Here is a 25,408-nt window from a genome sequence, read left to right as displayed (position 1 = left end):
AGATTATGAAAAGATTTCAGGATGAGAATAAGTTTTTAGAAAGTTTTATAAACGAGATTTTAGTAAGGTGTCCGAAATGTGATTCTAAAGCTAAGGTAAAGAGTAAACTTTCAGAAGGATGTGAGTGCGGGCATTGTTGCACTAAAGTTTTTGAATGTAAAGATTGCTTTCTTAAACTTGATAGCCCCGTTTATCAATACATTGCTTATGGCAAAGCACATTGTAATCAATGTTATGAGAGATATGAATTTAAATCACAACCCTTAAAAGATAAACCGAAAGTATATAAAACAAGATGTCCGTATTGTAATTTTCAGGAAGAATGGAAACCAAAAGTGGAAAAGGTTTTGAAGAATTCAAAAAGGGATGACGGCTTAGTTAAAGAGTATTATTACAATTTGCCGCTTTGGTTTCAAAAAGAAGTGGGAACAGCTGTTTTTTGGGCTTATAACCAGCAGCACATTGATTATTTAGGAAGATACATTGAAGCGGAATTAAGAGAAAGAAATAATAATGGAAGCGGTAACAGCACTATGGTTTCAAGACTTCCAAAATTTGTAAAGGAAGCTAAAAACAGAGAAAAGCTTCTTAAGATAATAGAAAAATGGAAAAAATAATTCAGATAACAGCGGGTCGGGGACCGGCAGAATGTACCTGGGTAGTGGCTCAGGTACTTAAAAAAGTTCTGGAAGAAGCGCAGGAGGAGCAATTAGAAACGACTTTGCTTCAGCGAGAAGTGGGCCAGGAAAATGGAACAATTGAAACGGCAACAATTGCAGTAAAAGGTAAAAATGCCGCTCAATTTGTAGCTTCCTGGGCGGGAACTATTCAATGGATTGGTCAAAGTCAGTTTAGGAAAATGCACAAACGTAAAAATTGGTTTATTGGCATTTTTGAGATTGAACCACAACAGAATGCATCATTTTTAGAAAGTGACATTCAGTATCAGGCCATGCGAAGTTCCGGAGCTGGCGGACAGCATGTAAACAAGGTGAGTTCGGCAATCAGAGCAACTCACGTTCCAACCGGAATTTCGGTTGTTGCAATGGACAGCCGTTCGCAGCATCAGAATAAAAAACTGGCAACAGAACGATTATTAAAAAAACTAGAAGACGAAACTTTACAGCAACTTAAAAATCATGTTGGAAAACAATGGGAAAATCAGCTGAACATTCAGCGGGGGAATCCGATCAGAGTTTTTACCGGAACTGATTTTAAAAAGAATAAAACAGAGAAGAGTTATAAAGGAACGCGTCAGAAGTTAAAAACAGATTTGCGAAATGAGCATAATTAAAAAGTTGGTCACAAAAAATAATGACTATATGCGAATTATATGTGACCCAAAAAACAATAAATATCGATACGTAAAATGAAAACAATAGATAAATATCTCTTTCAGGCGCTGGACAGTTATCCTTATTCATTAGAAGAAACGATTGAATCTTTAGATTATGCATTTTCATATGATGCTAAGAATACGATGGTTTTCTGTTTGTATGGACGGATTCAGGCGGAACAATTATGGAATTATGAAGAAGCCAAATGGTATTTTCAGGAAGCTTTAGCAATAAATATTCATGCACTTGAGATATATCCGCATTATGTACAAACTTTAATTTTGAATGAAGATTTTGAAGAGGCAGAAAAATTAATTGATTTTGCTTTAACAGTAAAAGGTATAAACAAATCTGAAATTTTTGTCAAAAAAGCAATTCTTTACGAAGCACAGCAAGAGTTTGGATTAGCATTAAAAGAAATTAAAAAAGCCAAACTATGTACGTTGCAATTTGCTTTTGAATGCAACATTAGGGAAGTAGAGAAAAGAATTGAAGGTAAGATGGATTTGTTAAAGAAGAAGAAAAAATCAAAGTAACTTGATTGAATAAAAAACGATGCAACACTGCATCGTTTTTTATTTTCATGATACGGAATCAAATTTTAAATGCACCAGATAATCGTTGGGCAATAAAAAGCAGTTTTTTTTAATCTTCTTTTATTTCCAGTGTAATTTTAAAGCAAAAGATGTTTTCTCCCCTTTGGTAATGCTGAATGTTGAAATAGTTTGATTGTCGTTTTCGCCCTCGTGAATGATTACATTATCCTGAAGCGAAAGTTCTTTCATGAAGTTCATTTCAAAACTTTTTACTTCCTGTTTCAGGATTCTTTTCGGGTCAACGTGATCGAGACACCATTCCAGATACTTGACATTATTGACATGATTTACGATATCCAGATCAGAGAGGTAAACTGTTTTTTCAAAAATAGCTTCTTTTTCGTGAGTGATATTTATTTTTGAAAAACCTTCTGTAGTAGCGCGTTTCTCCGGATACAATTCAAAATGTTCGTAAGGCAGAGCTAAAGCTTCCGGACGTCGTAATTGTGTATTAAAAACAGCCCAGTACGTTTCGCATCCTACTATTTTTTTTCCGTTTGCGTGTATCTCTAAAGCACGAACGGAACGAGAATTTTCTAAACTGTTGATCCATGTGGTTACCGTAACAATATCTCGCCATTTTGGTAAGGCAGTAATTTCTACACGCATACGGCTTAAGACCCAGGCCTGATCAAATTCCTGCATATCCGTAAAGCTGATGCCTCCAATTTCAGAATGTGCAGCAGCCGTCAATTGCAGAATGTTGCATAAGTCAGTGTACTTTAGAAAGGCATTTGGTGTACATTGTGTAAAATTGATTTCCCAGTCTTTGCTTAGAATGGAAGTAAAATTAGGAGATATTGGCATTTTTGAATTTTAGATTTTAGATTGTTGATTTTGGATTGATTTAGAAAATAGAGTAAAGAGTACAGAAAATGATTTTTACTTGAAAGAATTCTCTATATAATCTATAATTTCTTTTCTGTCTGTCGCGTAATCAAACCATTTGGTAGCTTCGTTTCGTTTGAACCAGGTAAGTTGTCTTTTTGAGAAACGTCTGGTATTTTTCTTGATTTCTTCGATGGCAAATGGCAACGAGAATTCTCCGTCAAAATAACTAAATAATTCGCGATACCCGACTGTTTGAAGTGCATTTAACGTTTTGTTGGGATGCAAAGCTTTGGCTTCTTCCAGTAAACCGCCATTCATCATCAGATCTACGCGTTGATTGATACGGTTGTAAATTACAGCTCTGTCGGCTTCTAAACCTATTAAAATCTGAATAAAGTTTCGGTTGTTTTTCTTCTGATTTAAGAAAGAAGAGTAGGGTTTCTGAGTCCCAATACAAACCTCTGTAAAACGCATCATTCTTTGCGGATTTTGAAGTGTTTGCGGGTTTTCTACGATGAGTTTTTGATAATAATCAGGATCCAGTTTTTGTAATTGCTCCTGCAGATAATTGATTCCTAGTTTTTCGTAGTTTGCGTTTATGTCAGAACGTATTTCAGGATCAATTTCCGGAAATTCATCGAATCCTTTTAAAATGGCATCAACGTACAATCCTGAACCGCCAATCAATATAGCGAAATCATTTTTTGAGAATAATTCTTCTAACTTTAAAAGCGCCTCTTTTTCGTAGTCACCAACAGTATAATTTTCGAAAATAGATTTATTCTGTATAAAATGATGTGTCGCTGATTGTAATTCTTCGGGAGTAGGAACTGCGGTACCAATTGTCATTTCTTTAAAAAACTGACGACTGTCGCAGGAGATTATCTCACAATTAAAATGTTGTGCCAGAGCAATGCTTAAAGCTGTTTTGCCTATTGCTGTTGGTCCGACGATGGTAATTAGATATTTCATATTTTTTTAGTCTTAATGGTGGTAAAACCTTAGACTTGCAGGGTTTAACTTTTAATAAAAATGAGATGGAGAAATTTTTGTTGAATTAATTGTTCGGCAATTTCGTTCCACATTCAAAGCAATATTGTGCATGATCAAAATGTACCTGTGCCTTGCAATTTTTGCATGTTTTTTTGCTGCTTATGACACTGTTTTTTAGACTGCTTTTTGCAAATTCAGCCGTTACAATTCCGGTAGGAACAGCTATAATTCCGTAACCTAAAATCATGACAAAGGCAGCAATAAACTGACCAAGAGGAGTCTGCGGAGAAATGTCGCCGTAACCTACCGTGGTTAAGGTAACAATCGTCCAATAAATACTCATTGGGATACTTGTAAAGCCGGATTCTTTACCTTCGACCAGATACATAATCGAACCGATTATAATGGTGCTGATCAATACGAAGTAAATAAAAACAAGGATTTTCTCTTTACTGGCTTCGATGGCTTCCCGAAGTTGAATAGACTGATGTGAAATTTGCGGGATATGCAGGATTTTAAACAATCTAAAGAAACGTAAGGCTCTTATTATGGAAAGCACACTTGCTCCGGGGAAAAATATCGATAAATACATTGGCAGAACTGCCATTAAATCAATAATTCCGTAAAAACTAAAAATATATCGGATTGGTTTTTGAATTGAAATTATTCGAAGTACATATTCAATGGTGAAAAATACGGTGATAATCCATTCGCAGATAATAAGTTGAGTATGGTATTTTTGATTGATTCCCTGAACGGTTTCCATCATAATCAAAATAACGCTCAGTAAGATCAATCCAAGCAGAACCAAATCAAACATTTTTCCTAAAAATGTATCTGTCCCGTAGAGGATGATTTTGACTTTTTCCCGGAAGATTTCGTATTTTGATTTTATTTTTTTCATCCTCACGAAGATAAGGAAAGTTTTGCAGTGTTAAAAATGAAGAACCTTTATTGATTTACTCTTTCGGAGGTAACTCTGAATAATGTTTTTCACATCACGATTATGCTGCATCGGAATTAAAATATTTTTTAGAATCTCGATGTTTGTAATCTGATAATTTAGATCGTAAAAGGCATATCCTTTATAAAGGCCATTTTCAATTAAAATGGCACTCCTTTCGTTGACATTTCGGCCTCTGTCCAGCAAAATCATGCTTTTATTTTCGAAACTGTTTTCTGTGATAAATTGTTGTACACGGGCATTGTAAACTTCAGGCGTTACTTCTTGAATACAGGCACCATCACATTCTTTGATTTTATATTGAAAACACTCTTTTTTGGTTTGATAAAGTCCTGTTAGCTTTTGGCATAAATGGTATTTTGACGTAAATCTGAACAGAGCATTTTTGCCTTCCTGCAAAGTACCAAATGAGGTAATTTCTTTTTTACGACCGTCTGCTTTTTCAAGCTTTAAATTGATATAACCATTAGTGTCTCTCTCTGCATATAAAGCATACTGAAAGATCGTTTTTCGTTGTGAACGATTGTATTTGGGACGATTTATTTTTATTTCTTCACTTTCTTTTAAGAGCGCAATTAATTCGCTTCCCGTTTCATCATAGGTGATAGTAAAAACTTCGGCCTGAATTTTTTTGCTTTTGGTGGTGATTCCCGTAAAATGTTGATTGACTCTTTTTTTGATGTTTTGGCTTTTTCCAATGTAGATTAGAGTCCCGCCTTCATTGTAAATGTAATAAACACCGGTTTTAGCAGGCATTTGTGCCAGAATATCCAGAAATTTTGGAGCAATTCCTTTTTCTACTTCCAGTTTGATAAAATCTTTTACAATGGTTTTTTCCAGGTCTTTTTCCAGAAGCATTTTAAACAGCTTGGTAGTTGCCATTGCATCTCCGCTGGCACGATGTCTGTCTGCCATTGGAATTCCAAGTGCTCGCACCAGTTTTCCTAAACTATAGGAAGGCTGATCCGGAATTAATTTTTTGGCAAGTTCGACTGTACAGAGGGTTCTGGCTTCAAAATTGTAACCCAAACGTCTGAATTCTGTGCGTAAAATTCGGTAATCAAAAGAAGCGTTGTGTGCTACAATTATACAATCTGTAGTGATTTCTATAATTCGTTTAGCAACTTCAAAAAATTTAGGAGCAGACCGCAACATAGCATTATTGATTCCAGTTAATTTCACCACGAAGGGCTGAATCGGAATTTCAGGATTGACAAGGCTAATGAACTGGTCAATTACCTCGTGGCCATCAAATTTGTAAATGGCTATTTCGGTAATTCCTTCTTCATTAAACTGGCCTCCAGTGGTTTCTATGTCTAGTATTGCGTACATTTTCAATGTCAATATCAATTTCAAAAATCAATGTCAATGCTAAAAATCAATATTAAAAATTGAAATTTGCAATTGCTATTGTAATTGTCATTGAAAAATTATCTTTTATTTATTATCATTTTTGATGAAATTGCGATAAGTTGTTCAACTTCAATTAGAAGTTTGTCCCTTTTGTTATTATCACCTTCTTTTATATAATCTAAAATTTTTAGCGAATTTCTGGATTCCTTAAGTTCTTTTACAACTAAAGAAAGTTTAAAAATAAAATCTTTATCTGTAATTGAGCCTTGTGCTTCTCCAAAATTCAGTGAAGCACTTCCGGATGATCTAATCAATTGATTTTTGTAATATTCATTTTCGAATAACTTCTCTAATTGTCTTGTAAAGAAAATACATTCTCCGGCAAAACGAACTAATCGATCCTCAAAATTGAATATTTTTTCCATTTATATAATTGATTTTTGAAATTGCCATTGATATTGAGAACTTATCTTCCTCCAAAAATACTACTTCCAATGCGGACCATGGTGCTACCACATTCAATTGCGAGTTGATAATCTCCGGACATTCCCATAGAGACAGTAGTCAGGTTGCAGTTTTCAGTTTTCAGTTCTTTTATGGAATCAAAAATAGATTTTAAATGTGTAAATTCTTTTTTAATTTGGCTTTGATCTTCTGTAAAAGTTGCCATTCCCATTAATCCTAAGATACGAATGTTTTTCAGTTCTTTGAATTCTGGTGAAGATAGTAATTCATTTAATTCGTTTTCGTCTAAACCAAATTTAGATTCTTCTTCGGCAATATATATTTGAAGCAGGCAATCAATAATTCGATTGTTTTTCAATGCTTGTTTATTGATTTCCTGCAACAATTTTAAGCTGTCAACACCATGAATCAAACTTACAAAAGGCGCCATAAATTTGACTTTATTCGACTGTACATGACCAATCATGTGCCATTGAATGTCTTTTGGCATTTGTTCCCATTTTTCAGTCATTTCCTGGATTTTATTTTCTCCAAAAATGCGCTGACCGGCATCATATGCCTGCATTAAATCGGGAACCGGTTTTGTTTTAGAAACGGCAACTAAAGTTACATTTTCAGGTAAACCTGTCTTGATTGTATTTAAATTCGATGCTATCGACATGGTATTTCTTTTTTAGGAAAGGATAAATTGCTTGGAGATTTTCTCTGCTTTTTTACTTTCGCTATAATCATAAAAACCTTCACCTGATTTTACTCCTAACTTTCCGGCTCTCACCATATTCACCAATAGTGGGCAAGGGGCGTATTTTGGATTTTTGAAACCGTCGTACATTACATTTAAAATAGCAAGACAAACATCAAGACCAATAAAATCAGCTAATTGAAGAGGCCCCATTGGGTGTCCCATTCCTAATTTCATTACCGTGTCAATTTCGTAAACTCCGGCAACTTTGTTGTATAAGGTTTCGATAGCTTCGTTTAACATTGGCATTAAAATTCGATTGGCCACAAAACCAGGGTAATCGTTTACTTCAACAGGAACTTTACCTAATTTTACAGATAAGTCCATGATGGTTTTGGTAACTTCATTGCTGGTGTTGTATCCGCGGATGATTTCGACCAATTTCATAATCGGCACCGGATTCATAAAGTGCATTCCGATAACTCTTTCAGGATGTGCTACAACTGCTCCGATTTGAGTAATAGATATCGAAGAAGTATTCGTTGCCAGAATGGTGTTATGAGAACAAGCTTCGTTTAATTGTTTGAAAATATTAAGTTTTAACTCTACATTTTCAGTAGCGGCTTCAACTACTAGATCTACACCAACAACGCCGTCTTTAATATCAGTATACGTAATAATATTAGTGATCGTTTTGGTAACTTCTTCCTGAGTGATGGTTCCTTTAGAAAGCATTCGGTCTAAATTGGCAGCAATAGTTGCCATTCCTTTGTCTAATGATTTTTCAGAAACGTCAATTAGTTTTACCACAAAACCACTTTGTGCAAATGTATGAGCAATTCCGTTACCCATTGTTCCTGCACCAATTACAGCTATAGTTTTCATTTAAATTTGATATTATATTTATGATTTTAGCCACGAGTTCACAAATTAATTTATGAACTCGTGGCTAATTTATTTTTTTAAAACTTCCAAAATTATTTATCGAAACAATCAATTATCTGATAAGCCACTCGTAATGCATCTGTTGCCTGTTCCAGGGTCACAACCGGAGTTGTGTCTGTTTTTATCGCATTGGCAAATGATTCCAGCTCATCTAAAATTGCGTTATTTTGTTCTACATCAGGATTTGTAAAATAGATTTGCTTTTTTACACCTTCTGCATTTTGTAAAATCATATCAAAATCACCAGGGATTTCCGGAGCGTCTTTCATTCGAACCACTTCACATTTTTTCTCCAGAAAATCTACAGAAATGTAGGCATCTTTTTGAAAAAATCGTGTTTTACGCATGTTTTTCATCGAAATTCTGCTTGCGGTTAGATTAGCCACACATCCATTCTCAAATTCGATTCTGGCATTGGCAATATCAGGAGTTTCGCTAATTACAGAAACACCACTTGCATTGATGTTTTTTACTTTTGAGTTTACAACGCTCAAAATGGCATCAATATCATGAATCATTAAATCCAAAACAACAGGAACGTCTGTACCACGAGGATTGAACTCGGCGAGACGGTGTGTTTCTATAAACATTGGGTTTTCGATCATGTTTTTTGTAGCAATGAACGCAGGGTTAAAGCGTTCAACGTGACCTACCTGACCTTTTACATGGTGTTCTGCCGCCAAAGCAATGATTTCTTCGGCTTCTTCAACAGTATTGGCAATTGGTTTTTCTATAAAGATATGTTTTCCTGATTTGATGGCTACCTTAGCACATTTGTAGTGTGAAAGAGTTGGGGTCACAATGTCGATAACATCCACAGCGTGAATTAATTTTGCAATTGTGTTGAAGTTTTTATAGCCAAACTCTTTTGAGATTCTTTCGGCATTTTCCTGATTTTCGTCGTAAAATCCAACTAATTCGTATTGGTCAGATTGTTGTAATAAGCGTAAATGTATTTTACCAAGATGACCTGCACCTAAAACTCCTACTTTTAACATGAGAATGTATTTTAAACAAAAATATAATTTATTTGTTGAAAGTAAAAGTTTAGTTAGGACAAAGTCGAAATTATTTGAACAATTTTAAATGTATTTACAGACTTAACTTCTCTTTAAAGTTATTGGTTTGTCTTCGTGATATTTCTACTTTTACTTCTTTCGGAAGCTGTACGAGCAGATTACCACTAAACCAAGGGTCTATTTTGAGTATGTATTCTATATTGATAATTTGGTTTCGATTGGCCCGGAAGAAATAATCATCAGGAAGTTTCTCTTCAATATGGTTTAATGATTTATTAAGTACCGCTTTTTCATCCTGAAAGAATACTTTGGTATAATTGCCATCTACTTCAAACAGAAAGATATCGGCAATTTTTACAAGCCAGCATTTTTCGCCATCGCGAATAAAAATCTGATTGTTTGGCGTCAGTTTCTTATTGCTTTTTTCTTCTTTTTCAATTAGATTTTGACTTACTTTTTCGATGGAATGCGCAAATCTTTTTGGATTTATAGGTTTTAGTAAATAATCTAAAGCATTGTATTCGAAAGATTTAATAGCGTACTCATCAAAAGCCGTTGTGAATATTGTAATGGGAACTTTGTCAAGCATTTCCAACAATTCAAAACCATCTTTTTCGGGCATATTGATATCCAGAAAAAGCAAATCGGGTTGGGTTTCTTGTATTAATTTAAAGCCTGAATCTACATTTTCTGCTTCTCCAATAATTTCAATTTCCGGATGATTTTTAATTAATTCTTTAAGCTCATTTCTGGCCAGACGGGAATCTTCAACAATAACAGCTTTTATTTTTTTCATACTTAAAGTATTGGAATTGTTATTTTTGCAATTACTTTATTTTCTATTTCCTGCAATTTAAAACGAGCTTTCTCGCCATAGATTAAATGCAGTCTTTTCTCAATATTTTTGATACCTAGTTGTGTAGAATCTTTTTCAATGGTAAGTACACCTGTATTCGAAACTTCAATGGTCAAATTGTTGTTTTCCATATTGGTTTCTAATGCAATTTGACCTCCTTCTTTTAATTTTGCAATCCCATGTTTAGCTGCATTTTCGATCAGCATTTGGATGATCATAGGGGGGATTTGCAGCTGTAAAGTATTTGGGGCAATTTGAGAAGTAAAATTCAAACGTTCTTCCATCTGAATTTTTGAAATTTCAATGAAGTTTTCTACCATTTCAATTTCTTCTTCCAATGCAATTGTTGTAATCTCGTTTTTGGTGAGGGAATATCGAAGCATTTCGGACAATCGAGTGATCATTTCTCTTGATTTTTCAGGATTTTCCAGAATTAATCCGCGAATATTATTTAAGCTGTTAAACATAAAATGAGGATTGATTTGCCCTTTTAAAGCATTCAGTTGAGAATCTTTTAAAGTATTTTCAATTTCCATTCGATCCATTTTATTGTTCTTGATTTGTGAGGTCGTTTTGTAAATGGTGTACACAACTATCCAAAGAAAGAACAGAAATCCCATCACAAAAACAAATAAAACTTGTCTTTTTGCGGATTGAGACGGATGATCAAAAACTTCCGGGTTTTCATAAACATAAGTGATCATTAGATAATTATACGCGGTTAGCGCCCCATAATAAAAAAGGGCAGAGGCGAAAATTAGAAAAAGCAGTTTAATAATTTCCCAAAGCTTAAAATCGTCCAGTTTTATGTATCGATCATAAAAATGTTTTAAAGCTATCGAAACTAATGTAAGCACGCAAACACTAAAGAAGTAGTCTAACAGAAGCTGCCAATTTTTATATCCCAGGAAATTTAATTCCGGAATGATAATTTGAGGAATAAAAATTATTCCTGTATAGATAGTCCATATAATGATCTGAACTAAAATGAAAACGTGATTCTTTTTTTGAAACATTTTTATAAGTTATTTTACCTTTAGCGGTGTGTGGTACCCATAATACATTCCTGCGATAAAAGCGCCTAAAAAGAGCAGACAGAATAGTACGACTAAAGTCATCAGAATTTTTGCGGTTAATTTCACTAAGATAAAATTTTAAATAACAAATTGCTTATTTCAATTGTCAAAGCTATAATTATTTTGATCATAATTTTAAGTTTTAAAAACTTTGGCAATGCTACCAGCATTGCCAAAGTTACATTTTAAATAACTAATTTTTAGGTTGAAAATCCGGGTGACCCACTTGCCATAGTGCAAAGCTTAAAACATCAGCAACTTCTTCATACGATTTTGCTTTTGAAGCTCCGCCAAAATGACCTGCTTCATAATCGACTTTTAACAAAGTTGGTTTTTTAGACGCATTTACCTCAAGCAATCGAGCAGCAAATTTAGCAGGTGACCAAACAATGATTCTAGGGTCATTGAATCCTGCTGTTGTTAGGGTTGCAGGATATTTAACCCCTTCTTTTAGTTGTAAATAGGAGTCCATTTCTATAAGAGCTTTGGCTTCATCTTCGATTTTCATAGTTCCAAATTCAGGTGTATTTGCAGGTCCGTTTGGTGCATTTTCACCTCTAACGGTATTCATGCTTCCTACTCCCGGAATGGCTACGGCATATAAATCGGGTCTTTCAGTAATGGCTCTTCCTACCAGAATTCCACCGGCGCTTCTGCTGTAGATTGCCGTTTTTGTCGGATTTGTATACCCTTCTTTAATCATATATTCGGTACAGGCAATTACGTCTTTCCAGGTATTTGGTTTTGTGCTTTTTTGACCTTCCAAATGCCATTTTTCGCCTAATTCTCCACCGCCTCTTACGTGAGCAACAGCAAGTATTCCGCCTCTTTCTACCCATAAAAGCAGACTAGGATTAAAAGTAGGAGACATAGACATTCCGTAGGCACCATAACCATAGAATAAAACAGGATTGTTTGCATCTTTTTTGATTCCTTTTTTATAAATAAGGGATAGTGGAACTTCGACACCATCATACGATTTTACCATTAATTCTTCAATTTCAAAATTTTCAAATTCTGGATATTCAGTAATAGTGGAGAGCTCTTCTCTGACAAAATTGTTTTTCTTTACATCGTATTTATAACGCTCTCCTTTGGTGGTCCAGCCTGTTGTTCGAACCCATAAGTCTGAAAACTTACTTCCTCTTGAGCTTAAAACAATAGTAGCGGATTTTTTTGGTGTTTTGATTTCACTGTGTTTTTTTCCTTCAAAATCAGTGAAGAACAATTTACTTTCGATTCCGTTTTTTGTTTTGGTATAAAAAATCCCGTCTTTGGTAATCGTAATAGGGTTCAAATTGGCTTCTTTGTCTTCAGGGATCACCAGTGTTGCAGTTGCTAAATTTGGATTAGCCATACTGGTTTTTGTTACTTTAAATTTTGGAGCATTTAAACTTGTGAAAAAATAAATGTCTTTATCGCTGAAAGCAAAATTTTTAATTTCATCTTTTCTGTCCGTTAATAATTTCCAGCTAATTTTAGCACTTTTCAACTCTGAACCTTTGGCAATAAACATTTTCATGTTCGGATTTACAGAATAAGGCATCAGAAAAAGCATCTTGCTGTCTACGTCATAACCCATAATAGGGATTTCTTCTTCTGCAATTTTTAATTCAGGATAGATGGCCTTCGAAAAAATCACTTTATCCTTTGTAATTTCATTTCCTATAACGTGCAGTTTTGTAACGATATTCAATTGCGCTTTTGCATCATGAATATCGGCTGTTGGTGATTGTGAGTACAAAAATGATTTGTCATCGTCTAACCAATTGGCATTTCCAAATCTTAACTTGTCGATTTTATCCGCCAAAATTTTATTGTCGGCTGTATTTATTAAAAACATTTCGCTCATTTCACCACCATTTTTGGAAATGTTTACAGCAATTAGTTTTCCGCTCTTATTGGGAGAGAAAGAACTAATAGTAAAGATGTCTTTTGCTTCACCTTTTAGCGTTTGTGGGTCAAAGATTAACGTCTCTTTTCCTTTTAAACCAGCTCTTTTATACAGTTTTGCAACCTGATCTTTTGGAGTTGTTTTTTGATAAAAATAAGTGCCATCTTCCATAATCTGCGTTCCGCTGATCGCTTCGGTAACTCTGTCATTTATAGAAGTCAACTCATCAATAAGAGTTTTTTTTCCCGGAATTGAGTTTAAAATATTGTTTGTATAATCTGCCTGAGCCTTTAACCAGCTTAAGGTTTGTTCATTTTTTAAATCCTCAAGGTTTCTGTATTTGTCTTCCACCGTAATTCCAAAATAAGTGTCTTTAGCAGGGACAGAGGGTGCTTTTTCGGGTTTGTTTTGTGCAAATAAATTTCCTGTCGAAATAACTCCTAGAGATAGAAAAGCGATCTTTTTAAGTGTATTGGTTTTCATGATTGATATTTTTTGATTGAAGATTAGATTAATTCAGTACGACTACAGTGATAAATTTATAAAGCGCAAATCCGATTATAAATCCTACGATAAATGATTTAACAATTTTGTAAACGTTTACTTCTTTTTGGGTTTCCATAATTTTGGTTTTACTTATTGGTTAATTTTATTGATTGATTGATTGATTGATGTTTCAAAAGTAGGAACACATCAGCTGAAAATTTTGAAAAAAATGACGAACGGTTGATACAAGCATTTGAGTGGTAAATGGTTCTGATTACATTAAATTGAAAGAAGTTTCTGAGTTGAAAACATTCTGCGTGAAAGCATTTAAAATTGATTTACTTTCCTATTTTTGCAAAAATAAAACCAATCCATTTTGAAAGATACTGCCAAACATCAAGGACTTCGCAATCAATTAGTAAGCACTTTAGAACAAAAAGGAATTACTGATAAAGCAGTTTTAGATGCGATAAAAAAAATCCCGAGACACCTTTTTTTAAATTCAAGTTTTGAAGATTATGCATATCAGGATAAGGCATTTCCTATAGGAGCAGGGCAAACTATTTCGCAACCTTATACAGTTGCTTTTCAATCGCAATTATTGGAGGTTAAAAAAGATCATAAGATTTTAGAAATTGGTACAGGATCGGGGTATCAAACAGCGGTTTTGTTTATGTTGGGAGCAAAAGTGTACAGTGTGGAAAGACAGAGTGAGTTGTTTAGAACAACTTCTAATTTGTTTCCAAAATTAAACATTCGTCCAAAACACTTGTCTTTCGGAGACGGTTATAAAGGGTTGCCGAGCTACGCGCCTTTTGATAGTATTATTGTTACTGCCGGAGCTCCGTTTATTCCACAGCCTTTAATGGCACAGCTTAAAATAGGAGGAAGACTTGTTATTCCGTTAGGAGAAGATGTTCAGATTATGACTCTATTGATTCGAAAGAATGAAACACAATTCGAAAAACATGAGTTTGGAGAATTTAGATTCGTTCCTTTATTAGAAGATAAAAATTAAAATAAAACCCACTAGCAATAGTGGGTTTTGTTTTATTGGCCAATAATACTAATATAACGCTCCAGACTTTCTTTTTCGATTTTGGCGATGAAGAATAAAAAATCTTCTTTGTCTTTTTTTATTTGAGCGGTTTCCAGAGATTGATAGTATTGCATTCTGTTTTCATAATCTCCTTTTATATTGGCGATCAGATAGCCTTTTTGCATTAAAATTAAATTCATGACTAATCTGGAGGTTCTGCCGTTTCCATCGATAAAAGGGTGAATAGTAACTAGCCTTTCGTGTATTTCGGCTGCAAGAATAACTGGATGTAATTTATTTTTGTTGATTTCATACCAAATAAAATACTCTTCCATTTCCTTTGCAATTAAAAAAGGCTGTGGAGGCATGTGACTGCTTCCCTGAATCATGACTTGCACTTTTCGATAACGGCCTGCATCTTCGGGAATTATACCTCGCAGAATTAAATTATGGATAGCTAAAAGATCGCGTTCATTTAAGCTGTTGTTTTTTTGTATTAAATCTTTGATCAAACCTATAGCTTCCTGATGATTAATGATTTCAAGATGTTCTCTCATACTTTTTCCTGAAATGGTCAAGCCTTCGTTGATGACCATATCGGTCTCACGAAGCGTCATGGTATTTCCTTCAATTCGATTACTTTCAAAAGTATATTCGAGCTCAAGTGCCTGACTAATTTTATAGCTATCGAACTGTCTGTAAGTATCCAGTTTTTCTTTTAAAACATCTATTTCACTAAGGATTTTTTCTAAAGTGGTTGATAATTTTAATTTGGAGACTGTTTTATTGTATTTGATTTCTTTCTCTGCAACTTCAAGCGCTTTTAAAGCAAATTCGTTATCACCAATTTCATATAGAATTTTTTCTTTCAGCCATGCGATCATTAAAGTCTCATAGTCTATTTCTAGAAGTTGAGACAGCTTAACAATTTGATCTTTGGTTGGTTTTCGCGAACCGCTTTCAAATTTGCTTATTAAAGCCTGATCGATGCCAAGTAGTTGTGCTACTTCACGGGTTTTTAGACCTTTTTGTTCTCTTGCATTTTTAAGGAGCGATTTCATTTTTATTTTATTTAAAATGTCTTGACAAATTTGGTCATAAATTTAGTAAAAAAAAAAGCAATATCAAAATATTGCTTTTTAAAATACTATTTAAGAGGAAGTGAACCGTCTTTTTTCATTTCTTTTGCCACTGTTTGCATAATTGTATCAACGGTTTGACCAAGGTCGATAACATATCCTGATTTGGAAAGATGTTCTCTTTAGTTGTATGCTTTTTTGATTCGGTCTAAATCACGTTTGGTATCCTGTTCTTTCAGAGATTCGCGTTTGTCGTAGTTTTTCTTTCCTTTACAAAGACCTATTTGCAGTTTGGCAAGTCCTTTTTCGTTGGTAAATAATTTCAATGGGACAATAGTTAGTCCTTTGGCCTGAACATTTTTATGCAACGTTTTAAGCTCCTTTTTGTTCAAAAGTAATTTTCTTTCACTTCTGGATTTATGATTGAATTGATTCCCAAAAGAATACTCTTCGATATAGGTATTAATGGCAAAGAGTTCCATGTTGTTAAATTCACAAAAGCTTTCAGTAATATTAGCTTTACCTAGACGTATGGATTTAATTTCGGTTCCCGACAAAACAATTCCCGCTGTATAAGTGTCGATTATTTCATAATCAAAACGGGCTCTTTTATTAAGTATATTGACTGTTTTTAACATAGTGTACAAATGTAAAACAAAAAAGAAAAACTTTAATAAAATCTGAAAAAATTAAAGCTTTTTTTGCAATCTATGATTTTAATCATATTCAAGGAAAAAACTTACACATAAGTTTGTTGAATAATTTAAACAAACTAAAACATGAAAAAAATTTTAACATTAGTAAGTATTGCATTTATTGGTTTAACAGCAAAAGCACAGGATACAAATCAGGGTTTAAAAGGGACCTGGTTTGCAACATCACAATTTGGATATCAGCAAACTAAGACAGGCGACGTTAAAAATACAAATCTTTCTGTATTACCAATTGTGGGAACATTTGTAACGCCTTCCGTTGCAGTAGGAACGGGGTTTGGTATTATTAATATAAAAGCTGATGCAAAAGCAGGAACTGTAGCAAAAACAGATTTGCTTGTTATTCAGCCGTTGGCTAGAAAATACTGGAATGTAGCAGGTTCGCTATATTTCTTCGGACAGGTAGCAGCTCCTATTATCACAGGAAAAGAGAAAGAAAGTGATTTGAAGATTAGTCAATATGGCTTATCAGTTTCAGGAGGGTTTGATTATTTTATTAGTAAAAATTTCTCGGTTGAGTTTTCATACGATCTGGCAAACTTTACGTCTACGACATTAGATCCAAAAAATGGTGAGAAAACCACAGTAACCAATTTTGGACTGGCACATGTTGCAAATGTTGACCCTTTTTATAATACAGCTTTGGCAGGAAGCAGGCCAAATTTGACTTCTCCACTTTCTTTTGGGTTTAAGTTTCTCTTTTAAAAAGACGATGAAATAGATGTAAATTAATTTACTAGTTTTGTAAAAAAAAAAGACCGTACTTTCAAAAAGTACGGTCTTTTAGTAAGATTATTTAAAAGTATAAAATGCAAAATCAATCGAAAGATCCTTTACATGGTATAACGCTTCAGAAAATTGTAGAAGCATTAGTAGAATACTATGGTTTTGATACTCTGGCGGAATTAATTCCGATAAAGTGCTTTGTTTCAAATCCAAGTGTAAAATCAAGCTTGACTTTTTTAAGAAAAACCGATTGGGCAAGAAAAAAAGTTGAAAACTTATATGTAAAAACATTGTCTAAATTAGCAAAGTAGTTTACAATTTATAAGAAATCATAACACCTCCGCGGTAGGGAAGCCATTCGCCACTTTTGTTCCAGTTTTGTGCTTTTTCATATCTACCCGGAGTTCCATCGTTGTAATAACCGTGGTAAAAACCTTGGTGCCATCCACCTCCTGCAAAAATATCCAGTAAAAATTTATCATTTAGTTTAATGTTATACCCAACAGTAACTCCTAAGCGGTAACCAAAACCATGTTCATATTTATTAGTATCCCAGTAATTCCATTTTTGAATTTGGTAAATATCTGGTCCTGCATGGCCACCCACATAAAAACCTTTATAGTTTTCTTTAAAATGATAACGAAGTTCAGGTGTTAGTGTGTAGAGTTTCATTGGGCTATGTCCGTTAAAAGACTCCCAAAATGACGCCATTACGTCAACACTAAAAGTTAGATTTTTCCCAATACTGGTTTCAACTCCAACATTTGGCACTGCCAATAAAGCGGTTGCGGCATTAAACTTGATAAAAGTTTGACTTTGAGACTGAATCGAAAAGAAAAGAACAAGGGCAATAAATATTTTTTTCATAAAAAGGGCTTTCGTGATGTCGAAATAAGCTCTTTTTTCTTATTTCGACTGCAAATATAACGCAAACCAATAGTTACTATTATCCGGAACCATTAATTTAACAGGAATATTTTTTTTCAAAAAAAGCTATTGTTTTTTATTGCTTAATAATGAGTAGATTACGCTATCGATGAACTTGCCGTCATAAAATTCACATTCTTTAAAATGCCCTTCTTTTACAAAGCCGCACTTTTGTAATACTTTTTCAGAGGCATAATTTTCAGGGTCAATTACTGCTTCAATCGAATGTAATTTTAATTCTTCAAAACCATAAGTGATCAATCCGTTTACTGATTCCGGGATGATTCCTTTTCCGTGAAATTCCGGTAGTAAAATATATCCAATTTCAGCACGATGATGCTCTGGCTGCATTCTGTAATAGCCAATGATTCCCAATAATTTTGGGTTGTCTTTTAGCGTAATTCCCCAATTGATTCCTTCATTTGCGACAATTTTGTCTTCAATCATCTTAATATGTGCTAAGGCATCTTCAGAATCTTTAACTAAGGGACGAGGGATGAATTTCATCGTTTCAGGATTTGAACGCAACTCGAAAACTTCATTAACGTCGTCATTTGTGATTCTTCGTAAAAGCAAACGTTCTGTTTCGATTACAGGGAAGGGAGTAAAATTAAATTCCAGCATTTTTTTGTAGATTATAATATTGAGATACTAAATTTTGAATTAAAGTTTTGATTAGCTTCGAGAACTAAAATTCCTTCTTTTTCGAATAAATTTCCCGAATTTTCAGCAGTGTCAGAGTATCCAAGCCAGGGTTCTATACAAATAAAAGGAGCTTGTGGTTTTGTCCAGATTCCTAAACTAGGGAAATCTTCAAAATCTACTTTGACATAGGGTTTGGAGTTTTGAAGCAGTATTAGCGATTTTGATTCCAGGGTTTTAAAAATTAATGCATCGTTTTCGAATAATTGATAGTCAAACGGAATTAATCCATTTTCATTTTTCAAGGTTTCTGTTTGATTAGAAATCAAATCATTCTCTAAGAGATAATATTTTAAAACTTCTTGTTTTTCGAATTGGAAAGCATAATTTTTAAAATCTCCCGGTAGAGCTATTGCAGGGTGAGCTCCAATCGAAAATGGCATTTTGCTTTTTCCTGTATTGATTACTTTATATTCAATATTCAAAGTTGTGTTTTCAACGCTGTAAATAAGCTGTAGTTCAAATTCAAAAGGATATTTTTCTAATGTTTCGGCATTTGATTTTAAAGAGAAGATTGCTGTATTTTCAGTCTTTTCGATCAATTCAAAGTTCATATCACGTGCAAAACCGTGTCTTGGTAGCTGGTATGCTTTTTCGTCGATTGTATAAGTATTGTTTTTAAGGGTTCCTACAATAGGAAAAAGTACCGGAGAATGTTTACCCCAAAAGTCTGGATTGCCCTCCCAGATGTATTCTTTATTTTGATTGTCTTTTAATGAAAATAATTCTGCTCCGGAATGTTTTATTGAGACGCTTATAGCTGAATTGTTGATAGTTGTGTTCAAAGTGTTTGACATTGAAAAAGATTACTGATATACTGATGTAAATATATTTTATAAATTTTATTTTTTTAGGAAAATGGCTTAAAATATTTTTTGCATAAAATTTTGCTAAAATTGAATTTACGTTTTATAATTTCTCTGTAAATAGCTTTTTTTTTCATTAATTTGCTACATAAACAGCTAAAAATTATGAAAAAACAATCCTCAAAAGCCTTATTAACCATGGCTTTGTTTGTTGGAGTTTCTTCTGTCTGGGCACAGCAAACACCTCCTGCAACAGTAGTAAATCCTGTTAACAATTACGATTACCACGATGCGTTTGGACCAAATTTCTATACCAAAAACGGAACACCAACGCGCTCTGCAAACGGTCAGCCGGGAGTTGAATATTGGCAAAACAGAGCCGATTATCAGATTACGGCAAAATTAAACGGAATTACGAATGAAATTACCGGTACAGATGAAATTACCTATACCAATAATAGTCCGGAAAAAATGTCATTTGTATGGTTGAATTTAGATCAGAATTTATTCAAAAATGATTCAAGAGGAAATGCGGTGGTGCCGCTTTCAGGAAGTCGTAACGGTGCTCAGGGACAGGTTTTTGACGGAGGAAACAAAATTAAATCGGTTAAAGTAATTTCAGGTGGAAAGAAAAAGACTGAAATTGAAGCAAAATATATAGTTACAGATACCAGAATGCAGATATTTCTTCCGGAAATATTGGCATCAAAAGGAGGAGCTGTAAAAATTAAAATTGAGTTTTCGTTCGTTGCACCTTTTGAAGGATCAGACAGAATGGGAGTTTTGGAAACTAAAAACGGTAAAATTTTTACGATTGCGCAATGGTATCCGCGTATGTGTGTGTACGATGACGTAAAAGGATGGAATACTGCCCCTTACTTGGGGGCATCAGAGTTTTATTTAGAATATGGAAATTTTGATGTAAAGTTAACGGTACCTGCAAATCATTATGTTGTAGGATCAGGAGAATTGATAAACGGTGCAGAAGTATTACCGGCAGAACAGCTTAAACGCTATAAAGAAGCTGGTCAGAGCGACAAAACCGTAACAATTCGTTCTGCTGAAGAAGTTGCTGCTACGGCAAATTCAAAAACAACAGGAGAGAAAACATGGCATTATCAAATAAAAAATGCTCGTGATTTTTCATGGGCTTCTTCAGCAGCTTTTGTTTTAGACGGTGCCAAAATTAATCTGCCTAGTGGTAAAAAAGCACTCGCTTTATCAGCTTATCCGGTAGAAAGTGGCGGAAATGAAGCTTACGGACGTTCCACTGAATATGTAAAAGCATCGATTGAGCACTATTCTAAAAAATGGTTCGAATATCCTTATCCAGTAGCCACAAACGTTGCAGGAAACGAAGGCGGAATGGAATATCCGGGAATTGTTTTTTGCAGCTGGGAGTCAAAAGGACAAGATTTATGGGGGGTAACCGATCATGAATTTGGGCATATCTGGTTTCCTATGATTGTAGGTTCAAACGAAAGATTATTCGCCTGGATGGATGAAGGATTTAATACTTTTATTAATTCATTAAGCACTGAGGAATTTAATAAAGGCGAATATAAAGAAGCGCCATCGAATTTGCACAAATTAGCAGAGCCGTTCACAAGACCGGATCTGGAAACGATAATGAGTTCTCCTGATAATATGAAAGAGGCTAATATTGGGATGCTGTGTTATTTTAAGCCAAGTTCAGGTTTGGTAATTTTAAGAGAGCAGATTTTAGGAAAAGAGCGTTTTGATCTTGCTTTCCGTACTTACATAGAGCGTTGGGCTTATAAACATCCTCAGCCGGATGATTTCTTCCGATCAATGGAAAATGTTGCAGGTGAAGATTTAAGCTGGTTCTGGAGAAGCTGGTTTGTAAACAATTGGCGCTTTAATCAGGGGATCAATTCAATTAAGTACATAAAAAATGATCCGTCAAAAGGAGTTGCAATCACAGTTGAAAATTTTGATAAAATGCCTATGCCGGTTATTTTAGATGTGAAAACAAAAAGTGGGAAAGTGACAAGAGTTAAATTGCCTGTTGAAGTATGGCAACGTAACAATGTTTGGACATTTAAACACAATTCTACTGAAGAAATAGAAAGTATCACGCTTGATCCGGATAATGTTTTTCCAGACAATAATCAAGCTAATAATGTTTGGACAGCCAGTAACGGTAAAATAGAAAAAGATGTAGTTTTAGATGGTTATTTAGGAACATATTCGACTTCAAAAGCTCCTTTGAAAATTGATTTTACAGAAAAGAATAATGTATTGAATGTTCTGATAACAAATTATCCGAAGTTTACAGTTAAGGCGGTAGAAAATGAAAAAGATGTCTTTCAATCAGCTGAAGCCGGACTAAAGTTCAAATTTAATGAGGCTAAAACAGGTTTTGATATGATTATTTTGAGCAACGGTAATGCAATACCGTTTACTAAAAATTAAAAGATAAAAAAGTAAATACTTAAGAACCCGATAGTTATTTTGAACTATCGGGTTTTTTATGGACCAATATTAACATTCTGTAAAAAAAATGTTAGAATTTTATTTTTTTGTTTTGTAAATAAAAAAATAGTGTACTTTTGCAGTCGATGAATAAAATAAGTTTACATATAACTTCTTTGTCACGGACAAACTCAGCTGTAACTTCTCCCGAAGTACGGACACTATCTCTATAGTATCCACAGAGTTTTTCGCCGCGTATTTATTTATATTCATTTTTCATTTTGAAATCACATCATTTGTCCATTGGACAAACATATCCTAAAAGTATATATTATTTTTTAAATTTTCTTAATCAAGTTTTTGATTTTGAGAATGTTACTTCTATTTTGCTTATTTTTATTGGATTGAATTCAGGATTTCAAACTAAACAATACGTTTTAATTTTTAACTCTAACTTCAACTATTGAAATGAAAATCTCTATTGTTGTTACTCAGGAAGAACACTTCAAATTCGCACAGGAAATTTGCGATACAATAGAATCATCAGCCTTATTAAGAGGCACCGGGATTGCTAAAAGAACTCCTGAATACATTCAGAAAAAAATGTCAAATGGTGATGCGATGATTGCTTTGGCAGACGGAAAATTTGCAGGTTTTTGTTACATCGAAAGTTGGGAGCACGGAAAGTTTGTTGCTCATTCCGGCTTAATTGTGCATCCGGATTACAGAAGTTTAGGCTTAGCCAAAAAAATCAAATCAAAAGTTTTCGATTACTCTCTTGAAAGATATCCTGATGCCAAGATATTTGGAATTACAACAGGTTTGGCGGTTATGAAAATAAATTCTGACTTAGGATATAAACCTGTACCTTTTTCTGAACTGACTACCGATCCAAGTTTTTGGGCTGGCTGTAAAACCTGCACGAATTACGAAATTTTAAAAAGTAAAGAAAACAAAATGTGTCTTTGTACAGGGATGTTGCATGATCCGAAAGACAAACAAAAAGATCCGCCAAAACACCCATTTAACGTAGCCGTTTTAAGCAGATTGAAAAAAATCAAACAAGCTTTGTTCCTGAATAAAACATTGTTTTTCGGGTTCTTATCTTAAAAATTAAACTAAAAATTAGAATCTCAAACTTGCTAAATACGAAAGTATTGGCCTAAATTATAAAAAATGAAAAAAGTTGTATTAGCTTATAGTGGAGGATTAGATACCTCGTATTGTTTGAAATATTTAAAAAATGAAAAAGGATACGAAGTTCATACGGTTCTGGTAGATACAGGAGGATTTGATGAAGAAGAATTGTCAGCTATCGAAAAGAGAGCGTATGAGTTAGGAAGTGCACAACATGCAAACCTAACAATTGTAGACAAATATTATGACAAAGCTATAAAATATTTGATTTTCGGAAATGTGTTAAAAAACAACACCTATCCTTTATCTGTGAGCGCTGAACGTGTTTTTCAGGCAATTGAAGCAATCAAATATGCTAAAAAAGTTGGAGCAAGTGCCATTGCACATGGAAGTACAGGTGCAGGAAATGATCAAATCCGTTTCGATTTGATTTTCCAGACTATTGCTCCTGAAATTGAAATCATTACTCCAATTAGAGATTTAAAACTTTCAAGACAAGAAGAAGTAGATTATTTATCTAAAAATGGAGTGCATTATTCTTGGGAGAAAGCACAATATTCAATTAACAAAGGACTTTGGGGAACAAGTGTTGGAGGTAAAGAAACCTTAACATCAAGTGAGCCTTTGCCAAGTGAAGCTTATCCTTCGCAATTGCAAAAAGAAGGAGAAGAAAAAGTGACTTTGCATTTTGAGCAGGGAGAATTAGTAGCCTTAAACGGTAAAAAAGATGTTCCTGAAAAAAATATTGTCAAACTTGAAAAGCTGGCAAATGCGTATGCTATCGGGAGAGATATTCACGTAGGTGATACCATTATCGGAATTAAAGGAAGAGTTGGTTTTGAAGCTGCCGCACCTTTAATTATCATCAAAGCTCACCATTTATTGGAGAAACATACACTTGGTAAATGGCAGCAATACTGGAAAGAACAATTAGGAAACTGGTACGGAATGTTATTTCACGAAGGGCAGTTTTTAGATCCGGTAATGCGTAATATCGAAACCTTTTTGCAGGACACACAGAAAACAGTGAATGGAATCGTAACAGTTTCATTAAAACCATATCATTTTTCACTTGACGGAATTGAATCTAAAAATGATTTAATGAATACAGGTTTTGGTCAGTATGGAGAAATGAATAATGCGTGGACATCTGACGATGCAAAAGGATTTATTAAGATTTTAGGTAATGCTCAAAACATATTTTCATCTGTAAACCATTTAGATCATGATTAATATCGGAATAATTGGTGGCTCAGGCTATACAGCCGGAGAGCTCATCAGAATCTTAATGAATCATCCCAAAGTAAACATTGATTTTGTTTACAGTACAACCAATTCGGGAAAACCGCTTTCTGTGGCACATCAGGATTTGATGGGAGATATCGAAATGAACTTTACAGATGTGGTTAATCCGAATGTAAACGTGGTGTTTTTATGTCTTGGTCACGGAAAATCTATTTCGTTTTTGAAAGAGAATCAGTTTGCAAGCCACACGAAAATCATCGACCTAGGAAATGATTTCAGATTGAACAAAGATGCCCATTTTGAAGGAAAAGATTTTGTTTATGGTCTTCCGGAATTGAATAAATCAGCGATCAAAAAGGCAAATTATATTGCAAATCCGGGTTGTTTTGCCACAGCGATCCAATTGGCTTTACTGCCTTTGGCAAACAGTGATTTATTGCTTAATGATGTACATATTAATGCAACAACCGGAAGTACCGGAGCCGGAGTAGGACTTTCAGAAACGTCCCATTTTAGCTGGAGAAACAACAATATGTCACATTACAAAGCTTTTGAACACCAGCATTTGGGAGAAATTGGAGAAAGTTTGGTTCAGTTACAAGATGATTTTGAAAGTGAATTACTTTTTATTCCAAACAGAGGAGATTTTCCAAGAGGAATTTTTGCCACCTTATATACAATTTCTGACGAGAGTCTGGAACAAACAGTGACCAGATACGAAGAATTCTATAAAAATGAGCCTTTTGTTACCATAACAACGACAAACATCAATATGAAACAAGTCGTTCAAACTAACAAATGTATCATTAGTTTAATGAAAAAAGGAAACCGGATTCTGATCACCTCAATTATTGATAATTTAACCAAAGGTGCTTCGGGACAAGCCATTCAAAACATGAATTTAATGTTCGGATTAGAAGAAACCACCGGTTTAAAATTGAAACCAAGCGGATTTTAGGAAAAATTTGTTTCAAGTTTCAGGTTTCACGTTCTATACGTAACTTGAGATTTGAAACTCAAATCAAGTTCAGGTTGAAGTTCCAGGTTTAACGTTTAGCGAGCAACCTGAAACATGAAACATGAAACAAAATAAACAAAAAA

At 34.1% G+C, this 25,408-nt stretch carries 26 protein-coding genes; 10 read left to right on the top strand and 16 right to left on the bottom strand.

The annotated features are described in order from the left end of the window. The first annotated feature begins 5 nt into the window (after positions 1–5). The 3 genes from B0A80_RS16540 (at position 6) to B0A80_RS16530 (ending at position 1,873) form a co-directional block, all read left to right on the top strand. A complete protein-coding gene (locus B0A80_RS16540) occupies positions 6–617 on the top strand; it encodes a hypothetical protein (protein WP_089078015.1) in 612 nt (203 codons plus the stop codon). Further along, positions 605–1,294 carry a peptide chain release factor H gene (gene prfH / locus B0A80_RS16535; RefSeq protein WP_089078000.1) on the top strand — a complete coding sequence of 230 codons (690 nt, stop codon included), beginning with the start codon at positions 605–607 and terminating at the stop codon, positions 1,292–1,294. Before B0A80_RS16540 ends, prfH begins: the two co-directional genes overlap by 13 nt. A gap of 75 nt (positions 1,295–1,369) precedes the next feature. Continuing rightward, positions 1,370–1,873 (top strand): tetratricopeptide repeat protein, encoded by a 504-nt coding sequence (locus B0A80_RS16530; protein ID WP_070908532.1) that lies wholly within the window; start codon positions 1,370–1,372, stop codon positions 1,871–1,873. Positions 1,874–1,993: 120 nt separating this feature from the next. On the opposite strand, the gene B0A80_RS16525 is transcribed toward B0A80_RS16530, so the two are convergent. From B0A80_RS16525 to B0A80_RS16475, 11 genes are all read right to left on the bottom strand, one after another. Further along, positions 1,994–2,740 carry an acyl-[acyl-carrier-protein] thioesterase gene (locus B0A80_RS16525; protein ID WP_089077999.1) on the bottom strand — a complete coding sequence of 249 codons (747 nt, stop codon included), beginning with the start codon at positions 2,738–2,740 and terminating at the stop codon, positions 1,994–1,996. 75 nt (positions 2,741–2,815) lie between these two features. Then, on the bottom strand, positions 2,816–3,736 hold the full coding sequence (gene miaA, locus B0A80_RS16520) for a tRNA (adenosine(37)-N6)-dimethylallyltransferase MiaA (protein ID WP_089077998.1): 921 nt from the start codon (positions 3,734–3,736) through the stop codon (positions 2,816–2,818). A gap of 85 nt (positions 3,737–3,821) precedes the next feature. Then, positions 3,822–4,661: an ion transporter gene (locus tag B0A80_RS16515; RefSeq protein WP_089077997.1), complete on the bottom strand. Its 840-nt coding sequence runs from the start codon at positions 4,659–4,661 to the stop codon at positions 3,822–3,824. A gap of 30 nt (positions 4,662–4,691) precedes the next feature. Further along, a complete protein-coding gene (locus B0A80_RS16510) occupies positions 4,692–6,053 on the bottom strand; it encodes an exonuclease domain-containing protein (protein ID WP_089077996.1) in 1,362 nt (453 codons plus the stop codon). Positions 6,054–6,151: 98 nt separating this feature from the next. Then, positions 6,152–6,499, bottom strand: coding sequence for a four helix bundle protein (locus B0A80_RS16505; RefSeq protein WP_089077995.1), 348 nt, complete (start codon positions 6,497–6,499; stop codon positions 6,152–6,154). 41 nt (positions 6,500–6,540) lie between these two features. Beyond that, a complete protein-coding gene (locus B0A80_RS16500; protein WP_089077994.1) occupies positions 6,541–7,200 on the bottom strand; it encodes a YggS family pyridoxal phosphate-dependent enzyme in 660 nt (219 codons plus the stop codon). 12 nt (positions 7,201–7,212) lie between these two features. Then, a complete protein-coding gene (locus B0A80_RS16495; RefSeq protein ID WP_089077993.1) occupies positions 7,213–8,106 on the bottom strand; it encodes a 3-hydroxyacyl-CoA dehydrogenase family protein in 894 nt (297 codons plus the stop codon). Between the two features lie 92 nt (positions 8,107–8,198). Then, positions 8,199–9,164, bottom strand: a complete 966-nt coding sequence (locus B0A80_RS16490) for a Gfo/Idh/MocA family protein (RefSeq protein ID WP_089077992.1) — start codon at positions 9,162–9,164, stop codon at positions 8,199–8,201. 94 nt (positions 9,165–9,258) lie between these two features. Continuing rightward, the gene (locus B0A80_RS16485; protein ID WP_070908526.1) at positions 9,259–9,981 is read right to left on the bottom strand and encodes a LytR/AlgR family response regulator transcription factor; all 723 of its coding nucleotides are present in this window, start codon (positions 9,979–9,981) and stop codon (positions 9,259–9,261) included. Positions 9,982–9,983: 2 nt separating this feature from the next. Beyond that, positions 9,984–11,057, bottom strand: a complete 1,074-nt coding sequence (locus tag B0A80_RS16480; protein ID WP_089077991.1) for a sensor histidine kinase — start codon at positions 11,055–11,057, stop codon at positions 9,984–9,986. Between the two features lie 253 nt (positions 11,058–11,310). Next, positions 11,311–13,494, bottom strand: a complete 2,184-nt coding sequence (locus B0A80_RS16475) for a prolyl oligopeptidase family serine peptidase (protein WP_089077990.1) — start codon at positions 13,492–13,494, stop codon at positions 11,311–11,313. Positions 13,495–13,873: 379 nt separating this feature from the next. Here B0A80_RS16475 and B0A80_RS16470 point away from each other — a divergent pair, with 379 nt between their 5' ends. After that, positions 13,874–14,515: a protein-L-isoaspartate(D-aspartate) O-methyltransferase gene (locus B0A80_RS16470; RefSeq protein WP_017497113.1), complete on the top strand. Its 642-nt coding sequence runs from the start codon at positions 13,874–13,876 to the stop codon at positions 14,513–14,515. Positions 14,516–14,547: 32 nt separating this feature from the next. Here the strand turns inward: B0A80_RS16470 and B0A80_RS16465 are convergent, their stop codons facing one another. Further along, positions 14,548–15,597: a Fic family protein gene (locus B0A80_RS16465; protein ID WP_089077989.1), complete on the bottom strand. Its 1,050-nt coding sequence runs from the start codon at positions 15,595–15,597 to the stop codon at positions 14,548–14,550. Positions 15,598–15,797: 200 nt separating this feature from the next. Next, the gene (gene smpB, locus B0A80_RS16460; protein ID WP_017497111.1) at positions 15,798–16,253 is read right to left on the bottom strand and encodes an SsrA-binding protein SmpB; all 456 of its coding nucleotides are present in this window, start codon (positions 16,251–16,253) and stop codon (positions 15,798–15,800) included. A 141-nt stretch (positions 16,254–16,394) separates the two neighbouring features. Here smpB and B0A80_RS16455 point away from each other — a divergent pair, with 141 nt between their 5' ends. Together B0A80_RS16455 and B0A80_RS16450 are read left to right on the top strand one after the other, a co-directional pair. Continuing rightward, positions 16,395–17,033, top strand: coding sequence for a hypothetical protein (locus tag B0A80_RS16455; protein ID WP_089077988.1), 639 nt, complete (start codon positions 16,395–16,397; stop codon positions 17,031–17,033). A gap of 104 nt (positions 17,034–17,137) precedes the next feature. Continuing rightward, positions 17,138–17,365: a VF530 family protein gene (locus B0A80_RS16450; protein WP_089077987.1), complete on the top strand. Its 228-nt coding sequence runs from the start codon at positions 17,138–17,140 to the stop codon at positions 17,363–17,365. A 1-nt stretch (position 17,366) separates the two neighbouring features. Here B0A80_RS16450 and B0A80_RS16445 read toward each other — a convergent pair whose 3' ends face one another. From B0A80_RS16445 to B0A80_RS16435, 3 genes are all read right to left on the bottom strand, one after another. After that, the gene (locus tag B0A80_RS16445; protein WP_089077986.1) at positions 17,367–17,921 is read right to left on the bottom strand and encodes a DUF3575 domain-containing protein; all 555 of its coding nucleotides are present in this window, start codon (positions 17,919–17,921) and stop codon (positions 17,367–17,369) included. A 126-nt stretch (positions 17,922–18,047) separates the two neighbouring features. Further along, positions 18,048–18,605, bottom strand: coding sequence for a GNAT family N-acetyltransferase (locus B0A80_RS16440; RefSeq protein ID WP_017497107.1), 558 nt, complete (start codon positions 18,603–18,605; stop codon positions 18,048–18,050). Between the two features lie 11 nt (positions 18,606–18,616). Continuing rightward, entirely contained in the window at positions 18,617–19,468 is an 852-nt protein-coding gene (locus tag B0A80_RS16435) for an aldose 1-epimerase family protein (RefSeq protein WP_089078014.1), read from the bottom strand. 186 nt (positions 19,469–19,654) lie between these two features. On the opposite strand from B0A80_RS16435, the gene B0A80_RS16430 reads away from it, so the two are divergent. The 4 genes from B0A80_RS16430 to argC all read left to right on the top strand — a co-directional run bounded on the left by B0A80_RS16430 (position 19,655) and on the right by argC (position 25,265). Then, positions 19,655–21,925 carry a M1 family metallopeptidase gene (locus tag B0A80_RS16430; RefSeq protein ID WP_089077985.1) on the top strand — a complete coding sequence of 757 codons (2,271 nt, stop codon included), beginning with the start codon at positions 19,655–19,657 and terminating at the stop codon, positions 21,923–21,925. Between the two features lie 468 nt (positions 21,926–22,393). Further along, positions 22,394–23,035 carry a GNAT family N-acetyltransferase gene (locus B0A80_RS16425; protein ID WP_017497103.1) on the top strand — a complete coding sequence of 214 codons (642 nt, stop codon included), beginning with the start codon at positions 22,394–22,396 and terminating at the stop codon, positions 23,033–23,035. Positions 23,036–23,101: 66 nt separating this feature from the next. After that, positions 23,102–24,295 carry an argininosuccinate synthase gene (locus tag B0A80_RS16420; RefSeq protein WP_089077984.1) on the top strand — a complete coding sequence of 398 codons (1,194 nt, stop codon included), beginning with the start codon at positions 23,102–23,104 and terminating at the stop codon, positions 24,293–24,295. Then, positions 24,288–25,265 (top strand): N-acetyl-gamma-glutamyl-phosphate reductase, encoded by a 978-nt coding sequence (gene argC, locus B0A80_RS16415; protein WP_089077983.1) that lies wholly within the window; start codon positions 24,288–24,290, stop codon positions 25,263–25,265. The genes B0A80_RS16420 and argC overlap by 8 nt, the downstream gene beginning before the upstream one ends. Positions 25,266–25,408: the final 143 nt, after the last annotated feature.

Origin of the sequence: Flavobacterium tructae (assembly GCF_002217475.1) — a bacterium.
GTDB lineage: Bacteria > Bacteroidota > Bacteroidia > Flavobacteriales > Flavobacteriaceae > Flavobacterium > Flavobacterium tructae.
This window is presented reverse-complemented; position numbering and strand designations above follow the sequence as displayed.

Coding starts and splice junctions, on each gene's coding strand:
- B0A80_RS16540 (WP_089078015.1), top strand. CDS start 6: ATGAAAAGATTTCAGGATGAGAATAAGTTTTTAGAAAGTTTTATAAAC.
- prfH (WP_089078000.1), top strand. CDS start 605: ATGGAAAAAATAATTCAGATAACAGCGGGTCGGGGACCGGCAGAATGT.
- B0A80_RS16530 (WP_070908532.1), top strand. CDS start 1,370: ATGAAAACAATAGATAAATATCTCTTTCAGGCGCTGGACAGTTATCCT.
- B0A80_RS16525 (WP_089077999.1), bottom strand. CDS start 2,740: ATGCCAATATCTCCTAATTTTACTTCCATTCTAAGCAAAGACTGGGAA.
- miaA (WP_089077998.1), bottom strand. CDS start 3,736: ATGAAATATCTAATTACCATCGTCGGACCAACAGCAATAGGCAAAACA.
- B0A80_RS16515 (WP_089077997.1), bottom strand. CDS start 4,661: ATGAAAAAAATAAAATCAAAATACGAAATCTTCCGGGAAAAAGTCAAA.
- B0A80_RS16510 (WP_089077996.1), bottom strand. CDS start 6,053: ATGTACGCAATACTAGACATAGAAACCACTGGAGGCCAGTTTAATGAA.
- B0A80_RS16505 (WP_089077995.1), bottom strand. CDS start 6,499: ATGGAAAAAATATTCAATTTTGAGGATCGATTAGTTCGTTTTGCCGGA.
- B0A80_RS16500 (WP_089077994.1), bottom strand. CDS start 7,200: ATGTCGATAGCATCGAATTTAAATACAATCAAGACAGGTTTACCTGAA.
- B0A80_RS16495 (WP_089077993.1), bottom strand. CDS start 8,106: ATGAAAACTATAGCTGTAATTGGTGCAGGAACAATGGGTAACGGAATT.
- B0A80_RS16490 (WP_089077992.1), bottom strand. CDS start 9,164: ATGTTAAAAGTAGGAGTTTTAGGTGCAGGTCATCTTGGTAAAATACAT.
- B0A80_RS16485 (WP_070908526.1), bottom strand. CDS start 9,981: ATGAAAAAAATAAAAGCTGTTATTGTTGAAGATTCCCGTCTGGCCAGA.
- B0A80_RS16480 (WP_089077991.1), bottom strand. CDS start 11,057: ATGTTTCAAAAAAAGAATCACGTTTTCATTTTAGTTCAGATCATTATA.
- B0A80_RS16475 (WP_089077990.1), bottom strand. CDS start 13,494: ATGAAAACCAATACACTTAAAAAGATCGCTTTTCTATCTCTAGGAGTT.
- B0A80_RS16465 (WP_089077989.1), bottom strand. CDS start 15,597: ATGAAATCGCTCCTTAAAAATGCAAGAGAACAAAAAGGTCTAAAAACC.
- smpB (WP_017497111.1), bottom strand. CDS start 16,253: ATGTTAAAAACAGTCAATATACTTAATAAAAGAGCCCGTTTTGATTAT.
- B0A80_RS16455 (WP_089077988.1), top strand. CDS start 16,395: ATGAAAAAAATTTTAACATTAGTAAGTATTGCATTTATTGGTTTAACA.
- B0A80_RS16450 (WP_089077987.1), top strand. CDS start 17,138: ATGCAAAATCAATCGAAAGATCCTTTACATGGTATAACGCTTCAGAAA.
- B0A80_RS16445 (WP_089077986.1), bottom strand. CDS start 17,921: ATGAAAAAAATATTTATTGCCCTTGTTCTTTTCTTTTCGATTCAGTCT.
- B0A80_RS16440 (WP_017497107.1), bottom strand. CDS start 18,605: ATGCTGGAATTTAATTTTACTCCCTTCCCTGTAATCGAAACAGAACGT.
- B0A80_RS16430 (WP_089077985.1), top strand. CDS start 19,655: ATGAAAAAACAATCCTCAAAAGCCTTATTAACCATGGCTTTGTTTGTT.
- B0A80_RS16425 (WP_017497103.1), top strand. CDS start 22,394: ATGAAAATCTCTATTGTTGTTACTCAGGAAGAACACTTCAAATTCGCA.
- B0A80_RS16420 (WP_089077984.1), top strand. CDS start 23,102: ATGAAAAAAGTTGTATTAGCTTATAGTGGAGGATTAGATACCTCGTAT.
- argC (WP_089077983.1), top strand. CDS start 24,288: ATGATTAATATCGGAATAATTGGTGGCTCAGGCTATACAGCCGGAGAG.